Origin of the sequence: Candidatus Methylomicrobium oryzae (assembly GCF_016745425.1) — a bacterium.
GTDB classification, from domain to species: domain Bacteria; phylum Pseudomonadota; class Gammaproteobacteria; order Methylococcales; family Methylomonadaceae; genus Methylomicrobium; species Methylomicrobium oryzae.
In genome coordinates this window covers 108,789-133,172 of sequence record NZ_JAERVK010000004.1, presented here as the reverse complement: position 1 = coordinate 133,172, position 24,384 = coordinate 108,789, and the positions used below count along the sequence as shown (strand labels likewise).

18 protein-coding genes are annotated in these 24,384 nt (G+C 54.1%); 7 read left to right on the top strand and 11 right to left on the bottom strand.

From position 1 onward, the window contains the following. Nucleotides 1–4: 4 nt before the first annotated feature. The 4 genes from JJL52_RS05640 (at nt 5) to JJL52_RS05625 (ending at nt 8,371) form a co-directional block, all read left to right on the top strand. Nucleotides 5–415 carry a hypothetical protein gene (locus tag JJL52_RS05640; protein ID WP_202051429.1) on the top strand — a complete coding sequence of 137 codons (411 nt, stop codon included), beginning with the start codon at nt 5–7 and terminating at the stop codon, nt 413–415. 1,186 nt (nt 416–1,601) lie between these two features. Further along, nucleotides 1,602–3,740, top strand: a complete 2,139-nt coding sequence (locus JJL52_RS05635) for an HDOD domain-containing protein (RefSeq protein WP_202051428.1) — start codon at nt 1,602–1,604, stop codon at nt 3,738–3,740. 17 nt (nt 3,741–3,757) lie between these two features. Further along, the gene (locus JJL52_RS05630; protein ID WP_202051427.1) at nt 3,758–6,331 is read left to right on the top strand and encodes a GGDEF domain-containing protein; all 2,574 of its coding nucleotides are present in this window, start codon (nt 3,758–3,760) and stop codon (nt 6,329–6,331) included. 378 nt (nt 6,332–6,709) lie between these two features. Continuing rightward, nucleotides 6,710–8,371: a glutamine--tRNA ligase/YqeY domain fusion protein gene (locus JJL52_RS05625; protein ID WP_202051426.1), complete on the top strand. Its 1,662-nt coding sequence runs from the start codon at nt 6,710–6,712 to the stop codon at nt 8,369–8,371. A 52-nt stretch (nt 8,372–8,423) separates the two neighbouring features. Here JJL52_RS05625 and JJL52_RS05620 read toward each other — a convergent pair whose 3' ends face one another. The 7 genes from JJL52_RS05620 to JJL52_RS05590 form a co-directional block, all read right to left on the bottom strand. After that, entirely contained in the window at nt 8,424–8,906 is a 483-nt protein-coding gene (locus JJL52_RS05620) for a GDP-mannose mannosyl hydrolase (protein WP_202051425.1), read from the bottom strand. 10 nt (nt 8,907–8,916) lie between these two features. Continuing rightward, complete coding sequence (locus tag JJL52_RS05615; protein ID WP_202051424.1) at nt 8,917–10,395, bottom strand: lipopolysaccharide biosynthesis protein; 1,479 nt, start codon at nt 10,393–10,395, stop codon at nt 8,917–8,919. A gap of 29 nt (nt 10,396–10,424) precedes the next feature. Then, entirely contained in the window at nt 10,425–11,714 is a 1,290-nt protein-coding gene (mtaB, locus tag JJL52_RS05610; protein WP_202051423.1) for a tRNA (N(6)-L-threonylcarbamoyladenosine(37)-C(2))-methylthiotransferase MtaB, read from the bottom strand. Next, nucleotides 11,715–12,944, bottom strand: coding sequence for a nucleoside recognition domain-containing protein (locus JJL52_RS05605; RefSeq protein WP_236994090.1), 1,230 nt, complete (start codon nt 12,942–12,944; stop codon nt 11,715–11,717). It lies immediately after the preceding gene. 180 nt (nt 12,945–13,124) lie between these two features. After that, nucleotides 13,125–14,492, bottom strand: coding sequence for an adenylosuccinate lyase (gene purB, locus JJL52_RS05600; RefSeq protein ID WP_202051422.1), 1,368 nt, complete (start codon nt 14,490–14,492; stop codon nt 13,125–13,127). 30 nt (nt 14,493–14,522) lie between these two features. Continuing rightward, on the bottom strand, nt 14,523–15,614 hold the full coding sequence (mnmA, locus tag JJL52_RS05595) for a tRNA 2-thiouridine(34) synthase MnmA (RefSeq protein WP_202051421.1): 1,092 nt from the start codon (nt 15,612–15,614) through the stop codon (nt 14,523–14,525). Further along, nucleotides 15,607–16,068: an NUDIX hydrolase gene (locus JJL52_RS05590; protein ID WP_202051420.1), complete on the bottom strand. Its 462-nt coding sequence runs from the start codon at nt 16,066–16,068 to the stop codon at nt 15,607–15,609. The genes mnmA and JJL52_RS05590 overlap by 8 nt, the downstream gene beginning before the upstream one ends. Nucleotides 16,069–16,324: 256 nt before the next feature. Here JJL52_RS05590 and clpS point away from each other — a divergent pair, with 256 nt between their 5' ends. After that, the gene (clpS, locus tag JJL52_RS05585) at nt 16,325–16,648 is read left to right on the top strand and encodes an ATP-dependent Clp protease adapter ClpS (RefSeq protein ID WP_202051419.1); all 324 of its coding nucleotides are present in this window, start codon (nt 16,325–16,327) and stop codon (nt 16,646–16,648) included. A gap of 12 nt (nt 16,649–16,660) precedes the next feature. Further along, nucleotides 16,661–18,931, top strand: coding sequence for an ATP-dependent Clp protease ATP-binding subunit ClpA (gene clpA / locus JJL52_RS05580; RefSeq protein ID WP_202051418.1), 2,271 nt, complete (start codon nt 16,661–16,663; stop codon nt 18,929–18,931). 43 nt (nt 18,932–18,974) lie between these two features. Here clpA and infA read toward each other — a convergent pair whose 3' ends face one another. The 4 genes from infA to trxB all read right to left on the bottom strand — a co-directional run bounded on the left by infA (nt 18,975) and on the right by trxB (nt 21,793). Then, on the bottom strand, nt 18,975–19,193 hold the full coding sequence (infA, locus tag JJL52_RS05575) for a translation initiation factor IF-1 (RefSeq protein WP_202051417.1): 219 nt from the start codon (nt 19,191–19,193) through the stop codon (nt 18,975–18,977). Between the two features lie 158 nt (nt 19,194–19,351). Next, nucleotides 19,352–20,077 carry an arginyltransferase gene (locus tag JJL52_RS05570; protein ID WP_202051416.1) on the bottom strand — a complete coding sequence of 242 codons (726 nt, stop codon included), beginning with the start codon at nt 20,075–20,077 and terminating at the stop codon, nt 19,352–19,354. Continuing rightward, nucleotides 20,074–20,769 (bottom strand): leucyl/phenylalanyl-tRNA--protein transferase, encoded by a 696-nt coding sequence (gene aat, locus JJL52_RS05565; RefSeq protein WP_202051415.1) that lies wholly within the window; start codon nt 20,767–20,769, stop codon nt 20,074–20,076. The genes JJL52_RS05570 and aat overlap by 4 nt, the downstream gene beginning before the upstream one ends. A 70-nt stretch (nt 20,770–20,839) precedes the next feature. Beyond that, entirely contained in the window at nt 20,840–21,793 is a 954-nt protein-coding gene (gene trxB / locus JJL52_RS05560; RefSeq protein ID WP_202051414.1) for a thioredoxin-disulfide reductase, read from the bottom strand. Between the two features lie 215 nt (nt 21,794–22,008). Here trxB and JJL52_RS05555 point away from each other — a divergent pair, with 215 nt between their 5' ends. Continuing rightward, a complete protein-coding gene (locus tag JJL52_RS05555; RefSeq protein WP_202051413.1) occupies nt 22,009–24,381 on the top strand; it encodes a DNA translocase FtsK in 2,373 nt (790 codons plus the stop codon). Nucleotides 24,382–24,384 lie beyond the last annotated feature (3 nt).

The following is a 24,384-nucleotide window of genomic DNA, read 5'->3' as shown; positions in this document are numbered from 1 at the left end:
TGAAATGAAACGATATCTCAGATTGATCGGGCTGTCAGGGATGCTCTTATTGCAAGGCTGCTATTATTACGGGCCGGCCGGTGCTTATTACGATTCTTACTATCCTTCCGTCGGTGTGAGCTATTACGGCAGCTACGGTTATTGGCCTTATTCCTATTACAGCTATCGGCCTTACTATTATTCCTATCCTTACCGGCCGTACCGTCCCTACTATGACTGGCGAACCCGCCGGAACTGGAATTGGGGCGGAGGCAGGCGTTGGGGTGGTGTTAATCGTTGGGACGCGCCTAGAGGCTGGGGCGGGGGCGGCCGCCGATGGGGGGGAGGCGGAGGCATCCTGCGTGGGGACGGCGGCGGAATTCGGTCAAGACCGCAAAGTCCTTTCAGCGGCGGCGGGGGACGAAGCCGACGCTGATCTTCAAGCCAGTATGAGCAAATCAGGAGAGGCTGATGAAATTAAGCAGGTTCTTTACGATAAGCGCATTCATCCTTTTATCGGTAAATAGCAGAGAAATATTCGCCTATGGACGCGGTTACTGGGGTGTCTGGGGCCGGCCGCCGGGCTTCAGCCTCTATTTCGGTTTTCCGCATGGGTATCCGCCGTATTACCCGCCTTATTATTATAATTCTCCCCCGGTCTATCAGGCTCCGCCTCCTCCTCCCGTTTATATACAACCGCCCGGAAGAAATCCGGCTTACGGTGCTCGGTATTGGTCTTACTGTTCCAGTTCCGGCAGCTATTATCCTCAAGCGACCGTTTGCCCGGAAGGTTGGCAGACCGTTAGGCCATGTCCTGATGGACAGATGCCGGGCTACTGGTATTACTGTGACGAGCCGGCAGGCTATTACCCTTATGTCGGTCAATGCAGCCGGCCGTGGCGGCAGATAATCCCTTAAAATCTGTATATCTGAGGGGGTGATTTAATTGGATTCATTCTTTTTGATGCCATCCGTGCAAAATCGGTCGAGTTATTCCCATCCATTCAAATCGAATAAAAACAATATATCGGCAAACATGAATCTGTACTCATCCCTCAAGCCGTCATTGCCGGGCGGCTGTAAAATCCGTGCCGTACTATACGCCGCGCGGTTGGATAGCCGCGAGTTAAGAACTATACTGTCGGTAAAATTAGGCTAAACTTAAACAGAGATTGCGCAGGTGCCGGTAATACATTAGTCTGATTCTATCTGCGGGGTGCGAAATCCCTGTCTTTGTCTTTGATGCTGTGCCGGTACGTCTCCCGTTTCGTCAGCCATTCACTACGGAGAATGGTGATACTAATGCTCCCGCAGAGCGCCCGCGATCTGGTCGTGTATCAATCCCCGGATCCTGGGAAAATTATTTTCAGGGAATTAATAAGGGCGTCATAATTGAAAGATATTTTTGCGCGTTCATTTCTAAAACGGAATTGCAATTTGATTCAGAACCGGAAAAAGTGTCCCTCGTTTTTCTCATCCTGTTGCCTTCGGTTACGAAATTTTGAGTCTCGCATCGCATTATTGAAATGAGAACTTCTTCCTTGCGCATACCAATATGGCTTTACAACAGAATGGGTTAGGCCGAATATCAATACAGGATTAACTCGGGTAGCGTAAAAAATATGGACAATGCCGTACTGTCAATTTTATCCAAGGTTGACCTCAATAATTTGCCGGTCGTTCCGAAAGTATTGCTTGACCTGATTAAGGCTACCCAAAACAGCGAGGTAAATATAAGCGAACTGGCGGGCATTATAGGCCAGGATGCCAGCCTGAGTTCGAAGGTGCTCGCCGTCGCCAATTCTTCCTATTACCGTCGATGGGGAGAAATTACGGATTTGAATAGAGTCGTTGTCGTGTTAGGGATCTCTACGGTAAAAACGATTGCAATTACGCGCTCGGTTCAGCAGTATTTTTCCGAAATTCCGCATATAAATCATGACTTTCTCGAGCTTATCTGGTATCGTTCCTTAACCTGCGCACATGTGGCGCACAGACTGGCGAAATTGATCTGTTACCCTTTCCCGGACGAATCTTATTTAACGGGATTGCTGCACAGAATTGGCCAGCTGATTCTCCTGGAATGCTTTTCGAAGGACTATTCGAATTTCCTGAAGCAGCATTTGGACGGGCAGGAAGGAGAACTGGAAAAACGATTATTCGGTGCCAATCACAATGAAGTGGGAGGGGCTTTGATTGAAAGCTGGAATCTTCAGTCTTTTATATCCGATGCGGTATGGCATCAATATCAGCCGTTCGAAGCCATCGCCGATAGCGGCCAGTTGGTGAAAATCGTCAATCTTGCCGGGCGCATCGCCAGCATGGACTCCGCCAATAGACTGGAAGTCCTGGATTTGGCCGAAAAGCTCTTCGGAATCCATCAACCGCTGATCGACGACATAGTCGAAGAGGTCGGCGGCCTGGTCCGGCAGTCTGCAGACGATATCGGGATAAAGGTGGACGCTCCTGAAGGCAAGGGGATAAAATGCCAGACTTCCGTACATCAAAGGGAATCCGCCCGGAAAAGTCTGGGGGAGCGGATCAAATCGCTGATGCTGTCATCCTTTGTTCGGCAGCAGTTGGAGGCGAACTCCGAACTGGCTAAGCTTGTCGGCGTCGTACACAAGGATTTGTGCGCATTGTTCGGTTTTCAGGTTGCCGCTTTTTTTCTATTCCGTTCCGAAACGAACGATTTGATAGGCGTAACCGGTTTTCCGGAAGAGGATTTTCTATGGCCATCGGTCACGATTAACCTTTCTCCGGATCACAGCCTGCTGGCCAAATGTTTGTTGCAAAGACGCATCATGCATTCGTTCGATGCATGTTCCCGAAATCTTAAATCCATCATCGATCGTCAGATATGCCGGTTGCTGGGAGCCGACGGTCTGATGCTGATTCCGCTGTTCGATGGAGAGCGACATGTTGGTGTTATTGCGGCAGGAATCGGTAAATCCGATGCACAGGCGCTCGCTTCAAAAGCCGATTTCATCACGCTCTTTTCGAGAGAGGCGGCGCACGCTCTGCTGAATGTCGTGGCGAACGAAAGAGTCGATCGGCAAAAAGCCGAAGAAATCCGAAAAAATTACCAACTGCATGCCAGAAAGCTGGTGCATGAGGTCAGTAACCCGCTCAGCATTATTCAAAATTATCTGTATTTGCTTTCGGAGCGGTTAAGCGGCGAAAATACGTATGAAATCAAGATCATCCAGGACGAAATAGACAGGGTCGGCAAATTGCTCCTGCATTTGCCTCAAAGTCTCGAAAACGCCCCGGAGGACGATTCCGGTATGACCGATATCAACTTGCTGGTTACTGATTTGAAAGGTCTTTTTCAAGGCGGTACGTTTTCTGGCCGTGAAATAAAGGTTGAAGTTAAGTTGGATCAGGCGATTCCTCCGTTATTGATCAACAAAAACAAACTGAAACAAATATTGATTAATTTATTGAAAAATGCGATAGAAGCCTCTTCTTCGGGCGGTAAAATAACGGTATCCACTAAAGACAACATTTATTTCGGGTCCGGGGAATTTGTCGAGATCAAGATCGAGGATAAAGGTCCGGGTTTGCCCGAAGATGTTTTGCAATGTTTATATTCGCCAGTGACGAGTACAAAAGGGAAAGACCATTCCGGCCTCGGCCTGACAATCTGTAAAAGTCTGGTTGATGAATTGAAAGGAATGATACGCTGCGACTCTTCGGCAGCGACGGGCACGGCTTTTTACGTTTATATCCCTCGAATCATTCTTAAACAAGCCCGATAATTGTAACGGTGAACGCCATGCTTTTTGATTCAACGCTAATATCTCATACGGCCGATTCGGAGAGCGCAAAGGGAGAATCGATTGAATTATTGATTGTTGATGACGAAAAGCTCGTTCGGGACAGTTTGCGCAAGATTTTCGAGTTTGAGGGCTACAAAGTCATCGCGGCGCAAAGCGGCCGGGAGGCCATCGACATATTGGGCAAATATCAGGTGGAGCTGATTTTGCTGGACCTGAACATGCCCGATTGCCACGGCTATGATGTGTTGAAGCATGTCGACGACATGAGATTAAGCGCCCAAGTGATCGTGATCAGCGGAGAGGCGGGCTTTATGGAGGCGAGGCGAACCCTGCGCTACAGCTTCGTTCACGACTTCATTAAAAAACCCTATGAAGTCAAGGCCTTGAAAAATACCGTTGCGAAAGCGCAAAAAATTATCCGTTTGCAAAACCAAAATCAGCAGATTTTGAACCGGTTGCATCATTCCGAACAGATGCACCGGTTCTTTGTAGAAAATTCTCCGGACATTATTTTTCTGATGAACGAGGCCGGAAGTTTTTCTTATCTGAATAGAGCCGTGGAAACGATTCTGGGACGGCCTCTGGCCGAAATGACGGGACAGCATTATTCGAAGTTCGTCTGTAAGGAAGATTCGAGAAAAGCTGACGCCCTTTTTAAGAGCGTGGGCCTCGACCGAAGCCCCATGACGGTCCAGTTACGCTTGCTGTGCCGGAATGAATCCGAATTCAGGCATGTAGAAATTACCGCGATGGGCATCGATCCTTATTCGATCGATTTATTCCGCATGTCCGAGAGCCATGTCCAAGAACTGCCGAGAATTTTCGGCGTAATCAGAAATATTCACGAACGGAAACTGGTCGAGAACGATCTTTGCAAGCTGTATCATGCGATGGACAACAGCCCGAATTTTATTTTCATTACGGACCGGAACGGAATTATCGAATACACGAACCGCAAAATTACCGAAACGACAGGCTATTCCGCTTCGGAAGTGGTCGGTAAGACGTCGAAAATATTCAGTTCGGGATTGTCGGCAGACAGCCAAAAAGCCTTATGGGATACCGTTTCTGCCGGGCAAGTCTGGCGCGGCGTATTGCGAAACCAGAAAAAATCCGGAGAGCTTTACTGGGCTCGCGAATCCATTGCGCCGGTTATCAATTCGGAAGACGAAATTACGCACTTTGTCGCGATTCAGGAAGACGTCACCGAAGCGCTGCAATTGACCGAGAAACTGGCCCATCAGGCAAGCCACGATGCCCTGACGCAATTGATCAACCGGCAGGAGTTCGATCGCCGGCTTGAACGCGTGATGGCATTGACGCGTAAATCCAATGCCGAATATGCGCTGTGCTATATCGATCTCGATCAATTCAAGATTGTGAACGATACCTGCAGCCACGCTGCGGGAGACGAGTTGCTCCGGCAGATCAGCAGCCTGTTCTCGCAGGTGATCCGCCGCAACGATACACTGGCCCGGCTGGGTGGCGACGAATTCGCGATACTGATGGAAAATTGCCCGCTGGAATCGGCGGTTGCGGTGACCGACAAAATTCATCAAGCGGTCGAGCAATTCCAGTTCTTCTGGCAGGACAAAAGTTTCCGGATCGGCGTCAGCATCGGGCTGGTAATGATCGATATTCGCAACGGCGGCTCCGACATTCACATGAAACAGGCGGACATGGCCTGTTTTGCGGCGAAGGAGGCCGGTAGAAACCGTACGCATATTTATCGGGCGGACGACAAGGCGCTGGTGCAGCATCACGGCGAAATGAACTGGGCGGTTCGGATCAATAATGCGCTCGAGCAGGATCTTTTTTGCCTTTATGCGCAAGATATCGTGCCGCTCGGGATGGGGGAAGGCGAACATTGCGAAATTCTGCTGCGGATGAAAGATAGAAGCTGCAACCTGGTTTCGGCCAACGCGTTTTTACCGGCCGCGGAGCGTTATCAATTAGCCACGAAGATCGACCGGTGGGTGATTCGCAACGTATTCAACTATTTTACGGAAAACCACAAACGGCTGGAATATTTGTCGCTGTGTTCGATCAACCTTTCGGGATCGAGCCTGAGTGATCCTCATCTGCTCGGGTTTATCGAAAGCGAGTTCGTCAGAACGGCGATGCCGCCGGCCAAGGTCTGCTTCGAAATTACCGAAACTGCGGCAATCGCGAATCTGACGCTGGCTACCGATTTCATGCGGCGCCTGAAGGAATACGGCTGTAAGTTTTCGCTCGACGATTTCGGAAGCGGCCTGTCATCGTTTGCTTACCTCAAGCACCTGCCGGTCGATTTCTTGAAAATTGACGGTTTTTTCGTGAAAGATATCGAACATGACTCGGTCGATTTGGCGATGGTGAAATCGATCAACGATATCGGCCATATGCTCGGCAAGAAAACGATCGCCGAATTTGTCGAAAACCAAGTGATTTTGCAAACCTTGAACGGTCTGCAGGTCGATTATGCGCAAGGTTATTTCACCGGCAAGCCCAAGCCGCTTTACGAAAATGACGCATTGTGCCAGGCTCCGCCGGAGTTAATGCTCTCGGATATTCCGGCTTTCCCGGTCTAGCGCCCATTATGCCAGTAAAACCGCTTCAAAGAAGCCCGCATCCTTAGCGCGGCCGGCACTTCGGCATCATATTCCGAAGCAGGGAGTGTGCCGTGTTGCACGGCGTTTTCAACGGATTCGATTCATTAAATTCCACAATATTGTTAAGTCTTCCAAGCGCACTTCAATCAATCTCTTTGTAGACAACAATGTGATTTAATGTGATTTCCGGCAATGACCCATCGGTTTATGTCCGCACCCTGCACTTCAATGATTTGGGGGTTTTCTCGCTTTACTGGATTTCCTAAATCAAGTAGCATAAATGATTCATTGCATTTCCTTTTATCGGCGCTTTCTTACACGGCGCAACTGAAGCTAAAATCCTAAATCCTATAGTTCATGTCCATTAATGAAAATCCGTCGCCGGCGAATTTTATTCGCCATATCATCAACAACGATTTAAAGACCAACAAGCACAACGGCAAAGTTGCCACCCGCTTTCCGCCGGAACCGAACGGTTATCTGCATATCGGCCATGCCAAATCGATTTGCCTCAATTTCGGTCTGGCGCTCGAATATCACGGCACCTGCAATCTCCGTTTCGACGATACCAATCCCGAAAAGGAAAGCGAGGAATATGTCGAATCGATCAAGCGCGACGTGCATTGGCTGGGATTCGAGTGGTCCGAACTTCGCCATGCGTCCGATTATTTCGGGCAGCTTTACGATTATGCGGTGCAGTTGATCAAGGACGGCAAGGCCTACGTCGACAGTTCGACGCCCGAGCAAATCCGGGCCAATCGCGGGACTTTGACCGAGCCGGGAAAGAACAGCCCTGACCGCGACCGTTCGGTCGAGGAAAATCTGTCCCTGTTCCAGGGCATGCGCGACGGCCTGTATGCGGACGGGCAATATGTGCTGCGTGCGAAGATCGATATGGCTTCGCCGAACATCAACATGCGTGACCCGACGATTTACCGGATTCGCCGCGTGCATCACCAGCGCACCGGCCACGACTGGTGCCTGTATCCAATGTACGATTATACGCATTGCATTTCGGACGCGATCGAAGGGATTACGCATTCGCTCTGCACGCTCGAATTCGAAGACCATCGCCCCTTGTACGACTGGGTGCTGGAGCAGTTGAATACGCCGTGGCGGCCGCAGCAAATCGAGTTTGCCCGCCTGCAGCTCGAATATACGATCGTCAGCAAACGCAAGCTGAATCAGCTGGTGACCGAAAAGCATGTCTCGGGCTGGGACGATCCGCGGATGCCGACGATTGCAGGGCTGCGCCGGGCAGGCGTGACTCCGGCCGCAATCCGCGATTTTTGTGAGCGGATCGGCCTGACCAAGAAAGATTCATGGATCGAGATGAGCGTGCTCGAACACTGCATCCGCGAGGATCTGAATCAGAATTCGCTGCGGGTGATGGCGGTGGCCGAACCGCTCCGCGTCGTGATCACCAATTATCCGGACGGGCAGGTTGAAAATCTGACCCTGGGTAACCATCCTCAACGTCCGGAGCTCGGCTCGCGAACTGTTCCGTTTGCGAAAACGGTGTTGATCGAGCGCGACGATTTTTCCGAGAATCCGCCGCCGAAATACAAGCGCCTGGTGCCGGGCGGCGAGGTGCGCCTGCGCGGTTCGTATGTGGTCCGCTGCGACGAGGTAATCAAGGACGCGGACGGCAATGTCGTCGAACTGCGCTGCAGCTATGACCCCGACACGCTCGGTAAGAACCCGGAAGGCCGCAAGGTCAAAGGCGTGATCCACTGGGTTTCCGAAGCTCATTCGCTGGCGGCCGAGATGCGCCTGTACGACCGCCTGTTCACCGTGCCGCAGCCGGACAACGAAGATAACTTCCTGAGCGTGCTGAATCCGGATTCGCTGCAGGTCGTCAGCGGCTGCCGGGTCGAGTCGAGCCTGGCGACGGCGGCGCCCGAAAGTTGCTTTCAATTCGAACGGATCGGTTATTTCTGCCTCGACAAGGACAGCGGGGCCGATAACCTGGTGTTCAACCGGACCGTGACACTTCGGGAAGGCTGGGTAAAGGAGTGATAGAAATCTGCCAGGTTTTTAAAACCTGGCAGGTCTGATCGGTCGTCACGGTCTAAGCAGCGTTACCGGCTAATCCTGAAAGCGCCTCAAAATACGGCAGCACATATGGATGTACTTCCGGGTGACGGAACGCTTCGCCGGCGCTCAGCCAGCAATACGCGCTGTGCTGCTCCTTGGGCAAACTTTGGGGGGCTTCGGCCGCGCTGAGCGCATAAGCCAGCACGACGTAATGGGTATCGATACCCGCCGCTCCGGCGAAATTGGTCTCGTACAAATGCGTATAGACGCCAAGCAGCGCCGCTTGCGAGCGTGCGAGAGAGGTCCCCAGTTCGGCGGCGGCAATGCGCGAGAACGCGGCGTCGAGCGTTTCGTTTTTGCGGATGCGCCCGCCCGGCACGAACCAGGTATTCTTGGCCGGTTCGCGGGTGCGCCAGCCGAGCAGCACCCGTCCGGCTTGATCCTGTACGACCAGATCGATCGACACCAGCGGGGTGCGCTCGATCACTTCCAGAAAATCGCGCTCGTCAAGCGTCATCTTCGTCTCCTCACTCAAGGACAGGGGCCGCGCGCCTGCAGCCTTCCAGTAGCGCGGCGGTCAATAAATAGCTCAGCATCAGCATCGCGGCGGTCGACCAGGCCGGCAGCCCGGCGCGGCTCGTCAGCGGCACATGCAGCCAATAGAGGCTGATGCCGAACGTGATATAGAAGATGATACGCTTGAGATCGTAGGCAACGGGGTAGTATTTTCGCCCCAACAGGTACGAAACCAAGGCCATCGATGCATAGCAGGCCAGCGTCGCCCAGGCCGAACCGACATAGCCGTAGTGTGGAATCCACCACAAATTTAGGCCGATCGTGATCAGCGCGCCGCCGAGCGAAACGAACGCGCCCATCAGCGTCCGGTCGGTCAGCTTGTACCAGATCGAGAGGTTCACATAAATGCCCAGAAACAGGTTCGCGAGCAGCAGGATCGGCGTCACGCCGAGCCCGGTACGGAATTCCCGGCCGATGAAATACTGGAAGAAATCGATGTACAGGGTGACCAGCAGGAAGATCGCCATGCAGAAGATCACGAAATATTTCATTACGTCCGCATACACCCGGCGCGCATCGCTCTTGTCCGCGTAGGCGAAGAAAAACGGCTCGGCCGCGTAGCGGAATGCCTGGATAAACAGCGACATTAGGATCGACAACTTGTAACAGGCGCTGTAGATCCCGAGCATGCGCATGTTGGTCAGCGGGTCGTGTGGCAGCAGATATTTCAGCAAAGCCCGGTCGAGCATTTCATTGACGATGCCCGCGAAGCCGATCACGACCATCGGCAGTGAATAGCGCACCATGCTTTTGAATAACGCCTTGTCGAAGCCCCAGAGCAACCCTTTCAACTGCGGCGTCAACAGAACGAATTTGACTCCGCTGGCGGCCAGATTCGCGATGAACACGTAGCCGAGGCCGATCCCGGGATCATAGATCGGCGCGAACCAGATGTGTTCGTTCTTCGCGTACAGCGGCGGACAATAGGCGATGAAAAACAGGCTCAGGCCGACAGTGACCAGAATTTCTAGGATCTTGATTCCCGCAAACCGGAACGCCCTGTTTTCGGCTCGAAGCCTTGCGAACGGAATCGACGCGATCGCATCGAGTCCGAGAATGATCGCAAACCACTCCACATACTCGGGATGATGCCCATAATGCAGCGCTTCGGAGAGCGGTGTCCGGACGAGCCAGATCAACAGCAGAAACACCAGATTGACCCCCAGCACGAACCACAAGGCGGTCGAATAGGCGCTGTCGCGCTGCGGATCGCTTTTGTCGCGGAAGCGGAAGTAGCCGGTTTCGAAGCCGAACACCAGCAGCACCGCAAAAAATCCGGCATAGGCGTAAAACTCCGACACCACCCCGTATTCCGCGGCCGAGAAATGGTAGGTATAAAGCGGCACCAGCAGGTAATTCAAAAACCGCCCGAAAATGCTGCTGAGGCCGTAGATGGCGGTTTGCGAGGCGAGTTTTTTGATGATGCCCATATCGGGTCCGGCTAAAGTCGAAAAGGGAGTTATTCGGTCAATTCGCCGGCAATCCAGTATTGCCCCGCTTCGGCCAGACGGGCATTGAGCAACCGGTTTTCGACCGATTTGTCCCTGCTTACGATACAGCCGACTTTCAGATAGTTCGGGGTGTAGCCGAAAACCCGCTGCTGGTTATCGCCGCAAGGCTCGCTGTAGCCTTCCCACAACACCGGAAACTTGCGGCCCAGATTGTCCCGGTAGAATTTCAGCTTCATTTCTTCGGCCAGACGGTGCAGGTCGGCGCTGCGCTGCTTCTTGACCGCATTGCTGACCTGGCTGGGTAGCGCCGCGGCCTTGGTGCCTTCGCGCCGGGAATAGGTGAAGATATGGATGTGGCCGAAGCCGGTTGCGGCAATGTAATCGTAACTGTCCCGCCATTCCTGCTCGGTTTCGCCCGGAAAGCCGACGATGATGTCGGTGGTGACGTTGAAATGCGGAATCCGGCTGCGCAGGCGCTCGACGATTTCGGTGAATTCCTGCGTTTTGCAGCGCCGCGCCATCCGCCGCAGCACGCTGTCGGAACCGCTCTGCAAGGGCAGGTGCAGATGCGGCATCAGGCGCGGGTTGTCGAACAATTCGAAAAAGCCGTCGGACAATTCCCAGGGTTCGAGCGAGCCGAGCCGGATGCGCGGAATGTCCGTTTCGGTAAGAATTGCTCTGATTAAGTCGGCCAGGTTGCTATTCAGGTCGCTGCCGTAGCCGCCCAGATGCACGCCGGTCAACACCACTTCGACGATGCCCTGGCTGTAGAGCGCATTGATTTCCTCGACCACAGCCTCGACCGACCGGCTTTTTTCCTCGCCTCTCGCTACGGTCACGATACAGAACGTACAGCGGTAGCGGCAGCCGTCCTGGACTTTCACGAACGCGCGCTGGCGGCCGCGCGTGAACAGCGAGAATTCGCCGGGCTCGGTTGCCTGCGCGGGCATGCTGTCCAGGTTCAATTCGCTCAGCGCTTTCTCGACCAGCTTATCCTTGTCCCGGTTACCGATCACCAGGTCGACGCCCAGCTCCGCCTCGGCTTCCTGCTGATTCAGCGTCGCATAGCAGCCGCTGACAACCAGCTTCGCCTGCGGGTTGTCGCGGTGGATGCGGCGGATCGATTGGCGCGATTTGCGTGCCGCATCCCGGGTCACCGCGCAGGAGTTCAAAACGATCAACTGGGCGGCTTCCGGCTGGGCGGTGATCCGATGGCCGGTTCGCTCGAAATCCTGCGCCCAGGTTTCGAGTTCCGCTTCGTTGAGCCGGCAGCCGAGGGTTTGCAAATGAACTAACATCTATCCGAAAAACCGATAACCAATCAAAATAGAGGCGATTACGCCCGCAAAATCGGCTATTATCCCACAACCGGCGGCATGCCGGATATTTTTGATCCCAACCGCGCCGAAGTACACCGTCAGCACATAAAAGGTCGTTTCGGTGCTGCCCTGAATGATGCAGGACAGACGCCCCGCAAACGAGTCGGCGCCGAGCGTTTTCATAGTGTCGATCATCATCGCGCGGGCGCCGCTGCCGCTGAAGGGTTTGATCAATGCGGTCGGCAGCGCGTCGATAAAGCGGCTGTCGACCTGAAACAATCCTGTTAAAAACCTTATTGCGTCGTTCAGGATGTCCAGCGCGCCGCTGGCCCGAAAAACGCCGATCGCGGCCAGCATTGCGACCAGATACGGAATAATCGTGATTGCGGTCTGGAAACCTTCTTTGGCTCCTTCGACGAATGCTTCGTAGGCATTGAGTTTTTTATAGAGCGCCCCGGCGATGAAAACGATCACCAGCGCGAACAGGATCGCATTACTGATCAGCGCCGATTGCACCAGCATTTCTTCCTTCGGTAGGCCGGCAAAATAAGCGAGCAGGCCGCCGACCAGCAGAGTCATCCCGGCCAGATAGGCAAGCACGACTTTGTCGAACAAATTGATTTTCTGGACGAATGCGACCGCCAAGAGGCCGGCCAGCGTCGAGAAATAAGTCGCGATCAGGATCGGAATGAATACGTCGGTCGGATTCGCCGCGCCGAGTTGGGCGCGGTAGGTGAAGATCGTCACCGGGAACAGCGTCACCGACGAGGTATTGATCACCAGAAACAGGATTTGCGCATTACTGGCGGTGTCGGGTGTGGGATTCAGCGTCTGCAATTCCTTCATCGCTTTGATCCCGAGCGGCGTCGCTGCATTGTCGAGGCCGAGCGCATTGGCCGAAATGTTCATCACGATCGCACCGAGTGCCGGGTGATTTTTCGGAATGTCCGGCATCAGGCGGCTGAATAGCGGTGTCAAGCCCAGCGTCAACAATTGGATGAAGCCGCTTTTTTCGCCGATCCGCATGATGCCGAGCCAGAGCGACAGCACGCCGGTCAGGCCTAGGGCAATTTCGAACGCGGCTTTCGCTTGGTTGAACAGCGCGGACATAATGCCGGCAAAAATTTGCGTGTCGTCGAAAAGTACCAGTTTGAACGCGGCAGTGAGAAAGGCGATCAGGAAAAAGCCGCTCCAGATCAGGTTGAGCAGCACTGGCTTACGTTCCGCGGACAGGCCGCGCAGGCAAAAAAAAGGCTGCACCGGACGGTGCAGCCTGGGAGAGGAAATACCAAACTCTCAAAGCGGGGGAGAAGTCCAATGAATACGCATTAACCATGGCAAATCATTACATTGGAGTTTAGGATAAAACCCGTAATTTTCAAGAGCGGATCAGATTTTTTTTGCCAGGGTTTCGGCGTAGCCGGTATAACCGCGCGGCGTCAGGGCCAAGAGGCTGGCTTTGGCGTGCTCCGGAATTTCCAATTTCTCGATGAATGCCCGCATCTCTTCTGGCGTAATGCGCTGACCGCGGGTCAGCTCCTTCAGTTTTTCGTAGGGCTTTTCGATACCGTAGCGCCGCATCACGGTCTGAATCGGCTCCGCGAGCACTTCCCAGTTAGCGTTTAAATCGGCTTCGATCGCCTCGCTGTTGATCTGCAGCTTGCCGATGCCTTTTAAGGTCGATTGAATCGCAATGCTAGTATGGGCGATCCCGACGCCGATGTTGCGCAGCACGGTCGAGTCGGTCAAATCGCGCTGCCAGCGCGACACCGGCAGCTTTTCGGCCAGGAAACCAAACAACGCATTGGCAATGCCGAGGTTGCCTTCGGAGTTTTCGAAATCGATCGGATTGACCTTGTGCGGCATCGTCGACGAGCCGACTTCGCCGGCGACGGTTTTCTGCTTGAAATAGCCGAGCGAAATATAGCCCCAGACGTCGCGGTCGAAATCGAGCAGAATCGTATTGAAGCGGGACAGGGTATGGAAAAGCTCGGCGATGTAATCGTGCGGTTCGATCTGGATCGTATAAGGATTGAAAGTCAGGCCCAGCGATTCGACGAAATCTTGCGCGAAGGCTTCCCAGTTGACTTCGGGATAGGCGACGCTGTGCGCGTTGTAATTACCGACCGCGCCGTTGATCTTGCCGAGCAGTTCGACCTCTGCCAACTGCTTGCGCTGGCGTTCCATCCGGGCCGCGACGTTTGCGAATTCCTTGCCGGCGGTGGTCGGACTCGCGGACTGGCCGTGCGTGCGAGACAGCATCGGCTGGCCTGCGGTTTCGACTGCGATTTTCTTGACGGCCGCGATGCAGGTGTCGATCTGTTCCAGCATCACCATGCGGCCTTCCTTCAGCATCAGCGCATAAGATAGGTTATTGATGTCTTCAGAGGTGCAGGCAAAATGGAAAAACTCGGAGACTTTTTCGAGTTCCGCGTTGCCGGCGATTTTTTCCTTCAGGAAATACTCGACCGCCTTTACGTCGTGGTTGGTGGTCCGCTCGATTTCCTTGACCCGCGCCGCGTCCGCTTCCGAAAACTCGTCCGCAATCGTATTCAAGGCTAGCAGGGCCGCCTCGCTGAATATCGGCACTTCGGCGATTTTCGCCTCGCGAGCCAAAGCCTGCAGCCAGCGCACTTCGACGAGCACGCGAAAGCGGATCAGGCCGTATTCGCTGAAAATCGGGCGCAGCTTTTCGACTTGGCGGGCATAGCGGCCGTCGATCGGGGAAATGGCGGTGAGTGCGGAGGATTGAGTCATGAAAAATAACAAGTGCAATAGTTGAAAAGGTTATTCGTTGGTTTTGCTTTCGATGATTCCGCCGCCTAAGCAGACTTCGCCATCATAAAACACCACCGACTGGCCCGGCGTAATCGCGCGCTGCGGCTCGTCGAATACCGCCTTGCAGCGGTTTTCCGGCAACGGGATCAGCGTGCAGGGCTGGTCGGTCTGCCGGTAGCGGGTTTTGGCTGCGCAGCGGATCGTTGCGACCAATGGCCGATTGCTGCACCAGTCCAGTTGGCCGGCTTCGAGCACATTGTGCAGCATCAGCGGGTGGTCGTGGCCCTGGCCGACGATCAGTATGTTGTGGTCGAGGTCTTTGTCGAGTACATACCAGGGCTCATCAGGGGTATTTTGAACGCCGCCGATGCCGAGCCCTTGGCGTTGGCCGAGTGTGTAGTACATCAGGCCGTGGTGGTGGCCGATCGTTTTGCCTTCCGGGGTGCGGATATCGCCGGGTTGGGTCGGCAGGTAGCGCTGCAGGAACTCCCGGAATTTGCGCTCGCCGATGAAGCAGATGCCGGTGCTGTCTTTTTTCCGGGAATTCTCGAAACCGGCTTTCTCGGCCATCGCCCGGATTTCGCTTTTGTGCAGGTGGCCGATCGGAAACAATGTGCGCGACAACTGCTTCTGGCCCATCGTGTACAGAAAATAGCTCTGTTCCTTACCGGGATCGAGTCCTTTCAATAAAAAGTACTCGCCGCCGCGCTCTTCGACGCGCGCGTAATGGCCGGTCGCGATGTATTCGGCGCCCAGGTCTTCGATCGCGTAATTCAGGAATGCCTTGAATTTGACGTGTTTGTTGCAGAGGATGTCAGGATTCGGGGTGCGGCCTTTCGCAAATTCGGACAAGAAAACTTCGAAGACTTCGTCCCAGTATTCGGCCGCGAAATTGACCGTTTTCAGTTCGATGCCGAGCCTGTCGCAGACCTGCTGCGCGTCGGCCAGATCCTGCATCGCGGTGCAGTATTCGGTGCCGTCGTCTTCCTCCCAATTTTTCATGAACAGACCGGTCACCTGATGGCCCTGTTCCAGCAGCAGCAGCGCGGTGACCGAGGAGTCGACGCCGCCCGACATGCCGACGATAATATTTTTAGACATGGTTCAGATCGAGCAGGGATTGGATTAACGATAACGGATAACGGGCGCCTTTGAGGTATTCGTCCACGCATAAAGCGACGAGTGGGCTTCTCAGTCGTTGGGGGGCGGACAGTATCTCTTCGCGCGTGAGCCAGTGGGTCGCGATGATCCCGACGTCCAGCGCAAGTTCCGGTTCATGGCTGTGGCAACTGCCGGAGAAACAGAGGCGCAGGAAGCTGGGAGACTCGGGAGTTCGGCGCCAAAGCTGAATTCCGACGAGATGTTCCGGTTCGAAACGCCAGGCGGTTTCTTCGAACACCTCGCGCCGCGCTGCCGCGAGCAGGTCTTCGCCTTCTTCGAGGTGCCCTGCCGGCTGATTCAGTTTGATTCCGTCAGTGGTTTCCTCTTCTACCAGCAGGAATCGTTGTTCGCGCTCGATGATTGCGGCCACGGTCACATGTGGCTTCCAAACCATTCATTTTCCTCGGATGACAAAACGATCATTCTACTCGATTTGGGGCGGCAGCGGGGAACGAATTGAACTCTTCGCATTAATCGTGTCAAACGGAACGAGTAGAAGCGATTGCTGATATTTGTCCGTTTTATAGCGTTGAAAAAGCGCTATACTTCAATTAGGCGAAAGCGGGGGGAAATACAGTGAGTATGAGCTTGAAATCAACTGTCGTTTGGTATTATTGTTAAGTCTGTAAAGATTTTTCACCGCGATTTCTATGTCTGATTTTGATCCATTGCATGATAACCAAAACGGCCTCGTTTTACAGGAGGCCAAACCGAAGCTGAAAAAACCGCCGCTTTATAAGGTTATTTTATTGAATGACGATTTCACGCCGATGGATTTTGTGGTTGAAATTCTGATGGAGTTTTTCGGCATGCCTCATGAGAAAGCAACTCATGTGATGCTGCAGGTACATATGCAAGGAGTCGGTGTATGCGGGACTTACTCCAAGGATGTGGCGGAAACCAAGGTCTATCTGGTCAATGAATATTCACGTGCACATCAGCATCCGTTAATGTGTACAATGGAAGAAGCATAAATTGGTGAGCTTATGTTAAGTAAAGAACTTGAAGTTACTTTGAATAATGCCTTTAAGAATGCGCATGAGAAAAGGCACGAGTTTATAACGGTTGAACATTTGCTCCTGGCGTTGTTGGATAACCCTTCCGCCGAGGCGATCATGAAAGCCTGCGGCTGTAATATGAAACTTTTGAGGGGGCAATTGACGCAATTCATCGACGAAACCATTTCCCTGATTCCTCAAGGCGTACAGCGGGAGACGCAGCCCACCTTGGGATTTCAACGGGTGCTGCAGCGGGCCGTCTTTCATGTTCAGGCTTCCGATAAAAAAGAAGTGTCCGGCGCGAATCTGTTCGTTGCGCTGTTCAGCGAACAGGATTCCCATGCCGTTTACCTGCTGAACAAACAGGACATTTCCAGGCTCGACGTGGTCAATTATCTCGCGCACGGCATTTCGAAAATCGATCAGGAAAATCAGGCGTCCGAGGACCGCAATTCCGACACGTCGAATCCGGATGCCGAACCCTCCGGAAGCCCGCTGGACAAATATACGACCAATTTGAACGAGGAAGCGCGCCGCGGACGGATCGATCCATTGATCGGGAGAGAGGCGGAAGTCGAGCGGACGATTCAGATTCTATGCCGGCGCCGGAAAAACAATCCGCTGCTGGTCGGCGAGGCCGGGGTCGGGAAGACGGCGATCGCCGAAGGTCTGGCAAAACGAATCGTTGAGGAAAATGTGCCGCGCGTGCTGAAGAACAGCGTCATTTATGCTCTGGATCTGGGCGCATTGGTGGCGGGTACCAAATATCGGGGCGACTTCGAAAAACGCCTCAAGGCGCTGGTCAACCAGCTCAAGCGGGAGCCGGATTCGATTCTGTTCATCGACGAGATTCATACGATCATCGGCGCCGGTTCCGCGTCGGGCGGTGTGATGGATGCGTCGAACCTGATCAAGCCGCTGCTCGCTTCGGGGCAGATGCGCTGCATCGGTTCCACAACGTTCCAGGAATACCGCGGCGTATTCGAAAAGGATCATGCATTGGCGCGCCGCTTCCAGAAAGTCGATATTATGGAGCCGTCCGTCGAAGACACGGTGCTGATCCTGAAGGGCTTGAAAGCCCGCTTCGAGGAGCACCACGACGTGGTTTACTCGACCGAATCGCTGCGCTTGGCCGCCGAGTTGTCCGATCGCTTCATTAACGACCGGCATTTGCCGGACAAGGCGATCGACGTGATCGACGAAGCCGGTGCCCGGCAACGCATGCTGCCCGAAGATGAGCGCAAACAGGTAATCGATGCGGGCGAAATTGAAGAAATCGTTTCGAAGATCGCTCGCGTACCGGCCAAGACGGTTTCGTCGAACGATGTCGACAAGCTGGCGAATCTGGAAAAGAATCTCAAGATGCTGGTGTTCGGCCAGGACGAAGCCATTGCCGCGTTGGCTTCCGCGATCAAACTGTCGCGGGCCGGACTTCGGGAAACGCAAAAAACGATCGGTTCGTTCCTGTTCGCGGGACCGACCGGCGTCGGCAAGACCGAAGTTACGCGGCAACTGGCCAAGATTCTGGGCGTCGAGCTGATCCGTTTCGACATGTCCGAATATATGGAGCGGCATACCGTCTCCCGCTTGATCGGCGCGCCCCCCGGTTATGTCGGTTTCGATCAGGGCGGACTGCTGACCGAGCAAGTCACCAAGCATCCGCATGCGGTATTGCTACTGGATGAGCTCGAAAAAGCGCATCCGGACGTGTTCAACTTGTTATTGCAGGTGATGGATCATGGCACGCTGACCGACAATAACGGCCGGAAAGCCGATTTCCGGAACATTATTCTGGTTATGACGACCAATGCGGGATCCGAAGAGGGCAGTCGCGCATCGATCGGCTTTACTCAACAGGATCATGCCGGCGACAGCCTGAAGGCGATCGAAAGAGGATTTTCGCCCGAGTTCCGGAACCGGCTCGATGCGATCATTCAGTTCAAGCCGCTGAATATTTCGATTGTCGGACATGTGGTCGATAAGTTTATTTTCGAACTGGAGGCACTGCTGGCCGATCGCCACGTGACTTTGACGCTCGACGCCGATGCCCGCTTGTGGCTGGCCGAGAACGGCTGCGATCCGAAAATGGGAGCCCGGCCGATGGCACGGTTGATACAGGAAAAAATCAAGAAGCCGCTGGCGAACGATCTTTTGTTCGGCAAGCTGGTCCAGGGCGGCCATGTCAGAATTTATGTGGAGAACAACGATCTGGCTTTTGCGATTGAAAGCAAGGATTTGATCGTGCCCGAAAGCATTTAGAAGTCGGAATGCGAATGCGCGATCCCGGACGCGGAGTCCGGGTTCAGCGCATCCGGAAGGTAATCCGGCCTTTGGTTAAATCGTAAGGCGTCATTTCGACTTTGACGGTGTCGCCGGTCAGAATACGAATGTAGTGCTTGCGCATTTTGCCCGAGATATGAGCCGTCACGATATGGCCGTTTTCCAGCTGGACTCTAAACATCGTATTCGGAAGGGTATCGATCACCTTGCCTTCCATTTCAATTTGATCTTCTTTTGCCATTTTTTGATCCTGGTTATTAAAATCGGTAATCATACCATAAGCCGTTCCTTCGCGACAAAAGACGAGGCGAACAATTGCAGGGCATTCCTCTGCCTTTACCTGAAAAAGACGGGCAGGGAGGAGGTATATCCGTCTCCGTACAGGAGAGCTGCCATACTTTACTCCGTGTCTGCTTTTATTTCACAATCTGAGAATTCCCGCCACTCCTGGTCAATATAGACCTGCATCGGCTGGTAAGCGCTCTTATAGACCATTTTCCGGCAGTTTTTTATCCAGTAACCCAGATACAGAAATTCGCTCTGCTGTTTTCGCGCTTCTTCGATTTGCCACAAAACAGCATACATTCCCGGACTGAATTCGTTAAATTTGGGATCGAAAAAGGTATAAACCGCCGACCAGGCATGGGTGAAGCGGTCTATCACCGCAACGGCCGCCGGCTCTCCTGCAATGGAAAATTCGGCAAACAGAGTATCGCACCATTCGCTGCCGAGAAAATCGATATAATCCTCAGGGCCGGTGTGCGCCATCAAGCCGTCCGGATGCCGGCTGTTCTGGTAACGCAGATACATATCGTAATGGGCTTGTTCGAACACTGCCGGTTTGATCACGACCCGGGTATCGGCATTTTTTTTACGGCAGCGTTTTTGTTGCCGGTTCGGTTTGAAACGGGCCACCGGGATTCTCACCGGGATGCAGGCTGAACATTGGGGGCATTGCGGAGCATAGACGTCGTTGCCGCTGCGCCTAAAGCCGTGTTTTAGCAATTCCGCATAGATCGCCGGCGTGATCCGGAACGCCGGATGCACGAACGCCGATCGCGCGGTCTGCCGGTCCAGATAACTGCACGAATGGTCGCCGGTAATGAATAAGGGAATCGAAGTCATGCGGCCTGCCAGGCGCACGCGGCGGCAGGCTGCGTGCAGTAGCGGTCGAGCAACCGCATGAAATCGTTGCGCCCGATCAATTCGGCGCCGAGGCTGGCCAAGTGGTGCGTATAGACTTGGCAGTCGATCAATTCGAAATGCCAGTCTCTGAGATGCCGAACCAGCACCGCAAATGCAGTTTTCGAGGCGTCGGTCTCCGTATGAAACATCGATTCGCCAAAGAAAACGCGGCCTATCGCGACGCCGTATAATCCGCCGACCAGCTCGCCTTCGCGCCAGGTTTCGGCCGAGTGCGCAAAGCCCAAGCGATGCAGTTCGCGGTAAGCGCGCATAATGTCCTGGGTGATCCAGGTGCCTTCCCGGTATTGCCGGGACTCTCCGCAGGCGGCGATTACTTTGTCGAAAGCGGTATCGAAAGTCACAGTGAACGTGTTTTTGTGTAAAGTCTTTCTTAGACTGCGGGAGACCAGCAAATGTTCGGGAAACAGGACCAGTCGGGGATTAGGTGACCACCATAGAATCGGTTCATTGGCGTTGTACCAGGGGAATATCCCGTGTCGGTAGGCATTCAACAAACGGGTGGCCGACAAGCAACCGCCCACCGCGAGCAAACCGTTCGGTTCCGCCAAGGCGGTATTCAGCGGCGGGAAGGGTTGATCCGGCCGGTGGGGGTCGAGTATCGCTATCTTCATCCGTTTGGGATTGGCAAAAAAAGCGCGAGTCGGGTTTTGATCGAGCTTCGCGCAGTTAGACCGTGCGGCTTTAGGTCAATTCATCGAGATATTTTTCTGCGTCGAGCGCCGCCATGCAGCCCGCACCCGCGGAGGTGATTGCCTGTTTATAGACCGCATCCATCACGTCGCCCGCTGCGAACACGCCCGGTATGCTGGTGGCGGTCGCGTTGCCGGCGATGCCGCTTTTGACCTTGATATAGCCGTGTTCCATTTCGAGTTGCCCTTCGAAAATATCGGTGTTAGGAGTATGGCCGATTGCGATGAAGACGCCGTGCACATCGATCTCCTGCGTTTCGCCGGATTGCGAATGTTTTATCCGGACTCCGGTAACGCCCATGTCGTCTCCGAGTACTTCATCCAGCGTGTGACCCCATTCGATCGTCACATTGCCGTGGGCGGCTTTTTCGAGTAACTTATTGGAGAGGATTTTTTCGGCGCGGAATTTGTCCCGGCGGTGTACGACCGTTACGTGCGAAGCGATATTCGCCAGATACAGCGCTTCTTCAACCGCGGTATTGCCGCCTCCTATCACTGCAACCGGTTTGTTTTTGTAGAAAAAACCGTCGCAGGTCGCACAAGCGGAAACGCCCCGGCCTTTAAAGGCTTCCTCGGACTCCAGCCCCAGATAGCGGGCGGATGCCCCGGTTGCAATGATCAGCGCATCGCACGAATAGCGTCCGGCGTCGCCGGTCAGCACAAACGGTCTTACCGACAAATCGGCGGTATGAATATGATCAAAGATGATTTCGGTCGCAAAACGCTCGGCATGTTTGCGCATCCTTTCCATCAGATCGGGACCCTGCAGTCCCTCCACATCACCCGGCCAGTTATCGACTTCGGTTGTGGTAGTCAGTTGGCCGCCTTGCTGCAGGCCGGTAATCATGACCGGGTTCAGGTTCGCCCTTGCGGCATAGACCGCGGCGGTATAACCGGCCGGGCCGGAGCCGAGAATCAACAGACGGCAGTGTTTGGTGTCGCTCATTCGGACCTCTTCAGGGATAAACAAAATTTATGCAATCAATTATGCAGATGAATACGGAGTTCGTAAACCGGAAAAATTTACGAGTGAAATAAGGGTTGGATGTACAAGAATCAAGTGTTCGCCGCGAAATTATTCATGTAATCTCTTTGGTGCATGTTCTATAATCATGTTTTATTGGTATTTATTTTTCACCAAGATATATTAGGTCTGCTGTGATGGAAGAAAAAACTGTTCGTGGCTTGCGTGAGATCGCCGTTTTGGTTTTTTTTGCCTTCGGCCTGTTTTTTTTGATCGCTCTGGCGACTTTCAGCCTAGACGACGCCGGCTGGACCCATAGCGGGACGACAAAGGCGATTGCGAACGCCTGCGGCGTGTTCGGCGCTTGGCTTGCGGATGTGAGCTTCAGCTTTTTCGGCCTCTTGGCTTATCCCTTCCCTCTGCTTATTTTCTGGGTCGGCTACAGGCTGCATAAACTGCAGGAGGCTCCCAAGATCCTTCCCATGGCCGTAAATGCGGCCGGCATTTTTGCCACGATCGTTTCGGCGGCGGCATTGCTGAATCTTTATTTACTGCGCCCTGGCGTCGACCTGCCGAACAGCACCGGCGGAATCGTCGGCCAGGAAATCGGCAATACCCTGGTCGTCAAACTGGGCAATTCCGGGGCTACCTTATTCTTGATGGTCGGCCTGCTCGGCGGGATTACTTTGGCGACCAAAGTTTCATGGCTGTCCGTGCTGGATCTGATAGGCAAATATACCGTGTTATTGTTCAGATTGTTGTTTGAACGGGCGGCGGGTTATAGCGAAAGAAAATTTAATATGCAGGAAGAGGTTGAAGAGCCGGAAGAATATTTCAGCTCGTTCAGCGCTGATGAGCCAGCGCCGGTGCCTTCTCCTAAAAGCGAAACCGAATCGGCCAAGAAAGCAGCCAAAACGTTGCCGGTTCTCGAAAACGAAGCCGAATCGGTCAAGAAGGCGGCCAAAATGTCGCCGGTTCTCGAAAAGGTACTGGCCGACGCGCAAAAAGCGGTCGCCAAGCAGGTTGCGAAAAAAGCCGCTGCCGTGCGCTATCGGAACAAAGGCGCGCTGCCGTCGCTCGAGCTGCTGGACAACCGCGATACCCGCGTAAAAGGCTATACGCAGACCGATTTGGAAGAAATGTCCCGGCTGGTCGAGAACATACTGCAGGATTTCAACGTCAACGTGGAAGTCGTCGGTTTTCTGCCGGGCCCTGTCATTACCCGTTTCGAACTGCAGCCGGCGCCCGGCGTGAAGGTCAGCCGGATCAGCTCCCTGTCGAAGGATTTGGCCAGGGCATTATCGGTGACCAGCGTCCGGATCGTCGAAGTGATTCCGGGCAAGTCCGTCATCGGCCTCGAAATTCCGAACCGCGAACGCGAAATGGTCAATCTGCGGGAATTGCTTTCTTCCGGTGCTTTCGTCAAATCGAAGTCGAACTTGACGCTGGCAATGGGCAAGGATATTTCCGGCGCGCCGCTGGTCGCCGATCTCGGCAAAATGCCGCATGCGCTGGTCGCGGGAACCACCGGTTCGGGGAAATCGGTGGCGATCAATACGATGATCCTGAGCATGCTTTACAAATCGACGCCGGAGCAGGTCAGGATGATCATGATCGATCCGAAGATGCTCGAGTTGTCGGTTTACGAAGGCATTCCGCATTTGCTGACACCGGTCGTCACCGACATGAAGGAAGCCAGCAATGCCCTGCGCTGGGCCGTTGCCGAGATGGAGCGGCGCTACAAGCTGATGTCGAAGATGGGCGTCAGGAATCTGGCCGGTTTTAATCAACTGGTTGCGGATGCCGATGCGCGCGGCGAAAAAATCAAAGATCCGATGTTCCAGCCGCTGAATCCGCTGGCCGAGGGCGAAGAGCCTCCGGTTTTGGAGGCGTTGCCGAGCATCGTGATCGTGATCGACGAATTGGCCGACATGATGATGATCGTGGGCAAGAAAGTCGAGGAGTTGATTGCACGGCTCGCGCAAAAAGCCCGGGCGGCCGGAATTCATCTGATCCTGGCGACGCAGCGGCCTTCCGTCGACGTGTTGACCGGCTTGATCAAGGCCAACGTGCCGACCCGTATTTCATTTCAGGTGTCGTCCCGGATCGATTCCCGGACCATTCTCGACCAAGGCGGAGCGGAAGCCCTGCTCGGCAACGGCGATATGCTGTTCTTGCCGTCGGGCACCAGCATACCGGTTCGCGCGCACGGCGCCTTCGTCGACGATCATGAAGTGCATCGCATCGTCGAGTTCTTGAAGCTGACCGGGCCGACCAATTACCTCGAAGAAATCACTCGCGATGCATCCGATACGGGCGACGGTTACGGCGGGTCTGGCGGCGGGGGCGGCAGTTTCGGCGATCCCGAGGCCGATGCCTTATACGACCAAGCCGTCCAGTTCGTGACCGAGACGCGCAAGGCCTCGATATCGAGCGTGCAGCGGCGTTTCAAAATCGGCTATAACCGGGCCGCGACGATGATCGAGACGATGGAAGCGGCGGGCGTGGTGAGTCCGGCGGAATCCAACGGTTCCCGCGTCGTGCTGGCGCCCGCGCCGGTAAGGGACTGACGC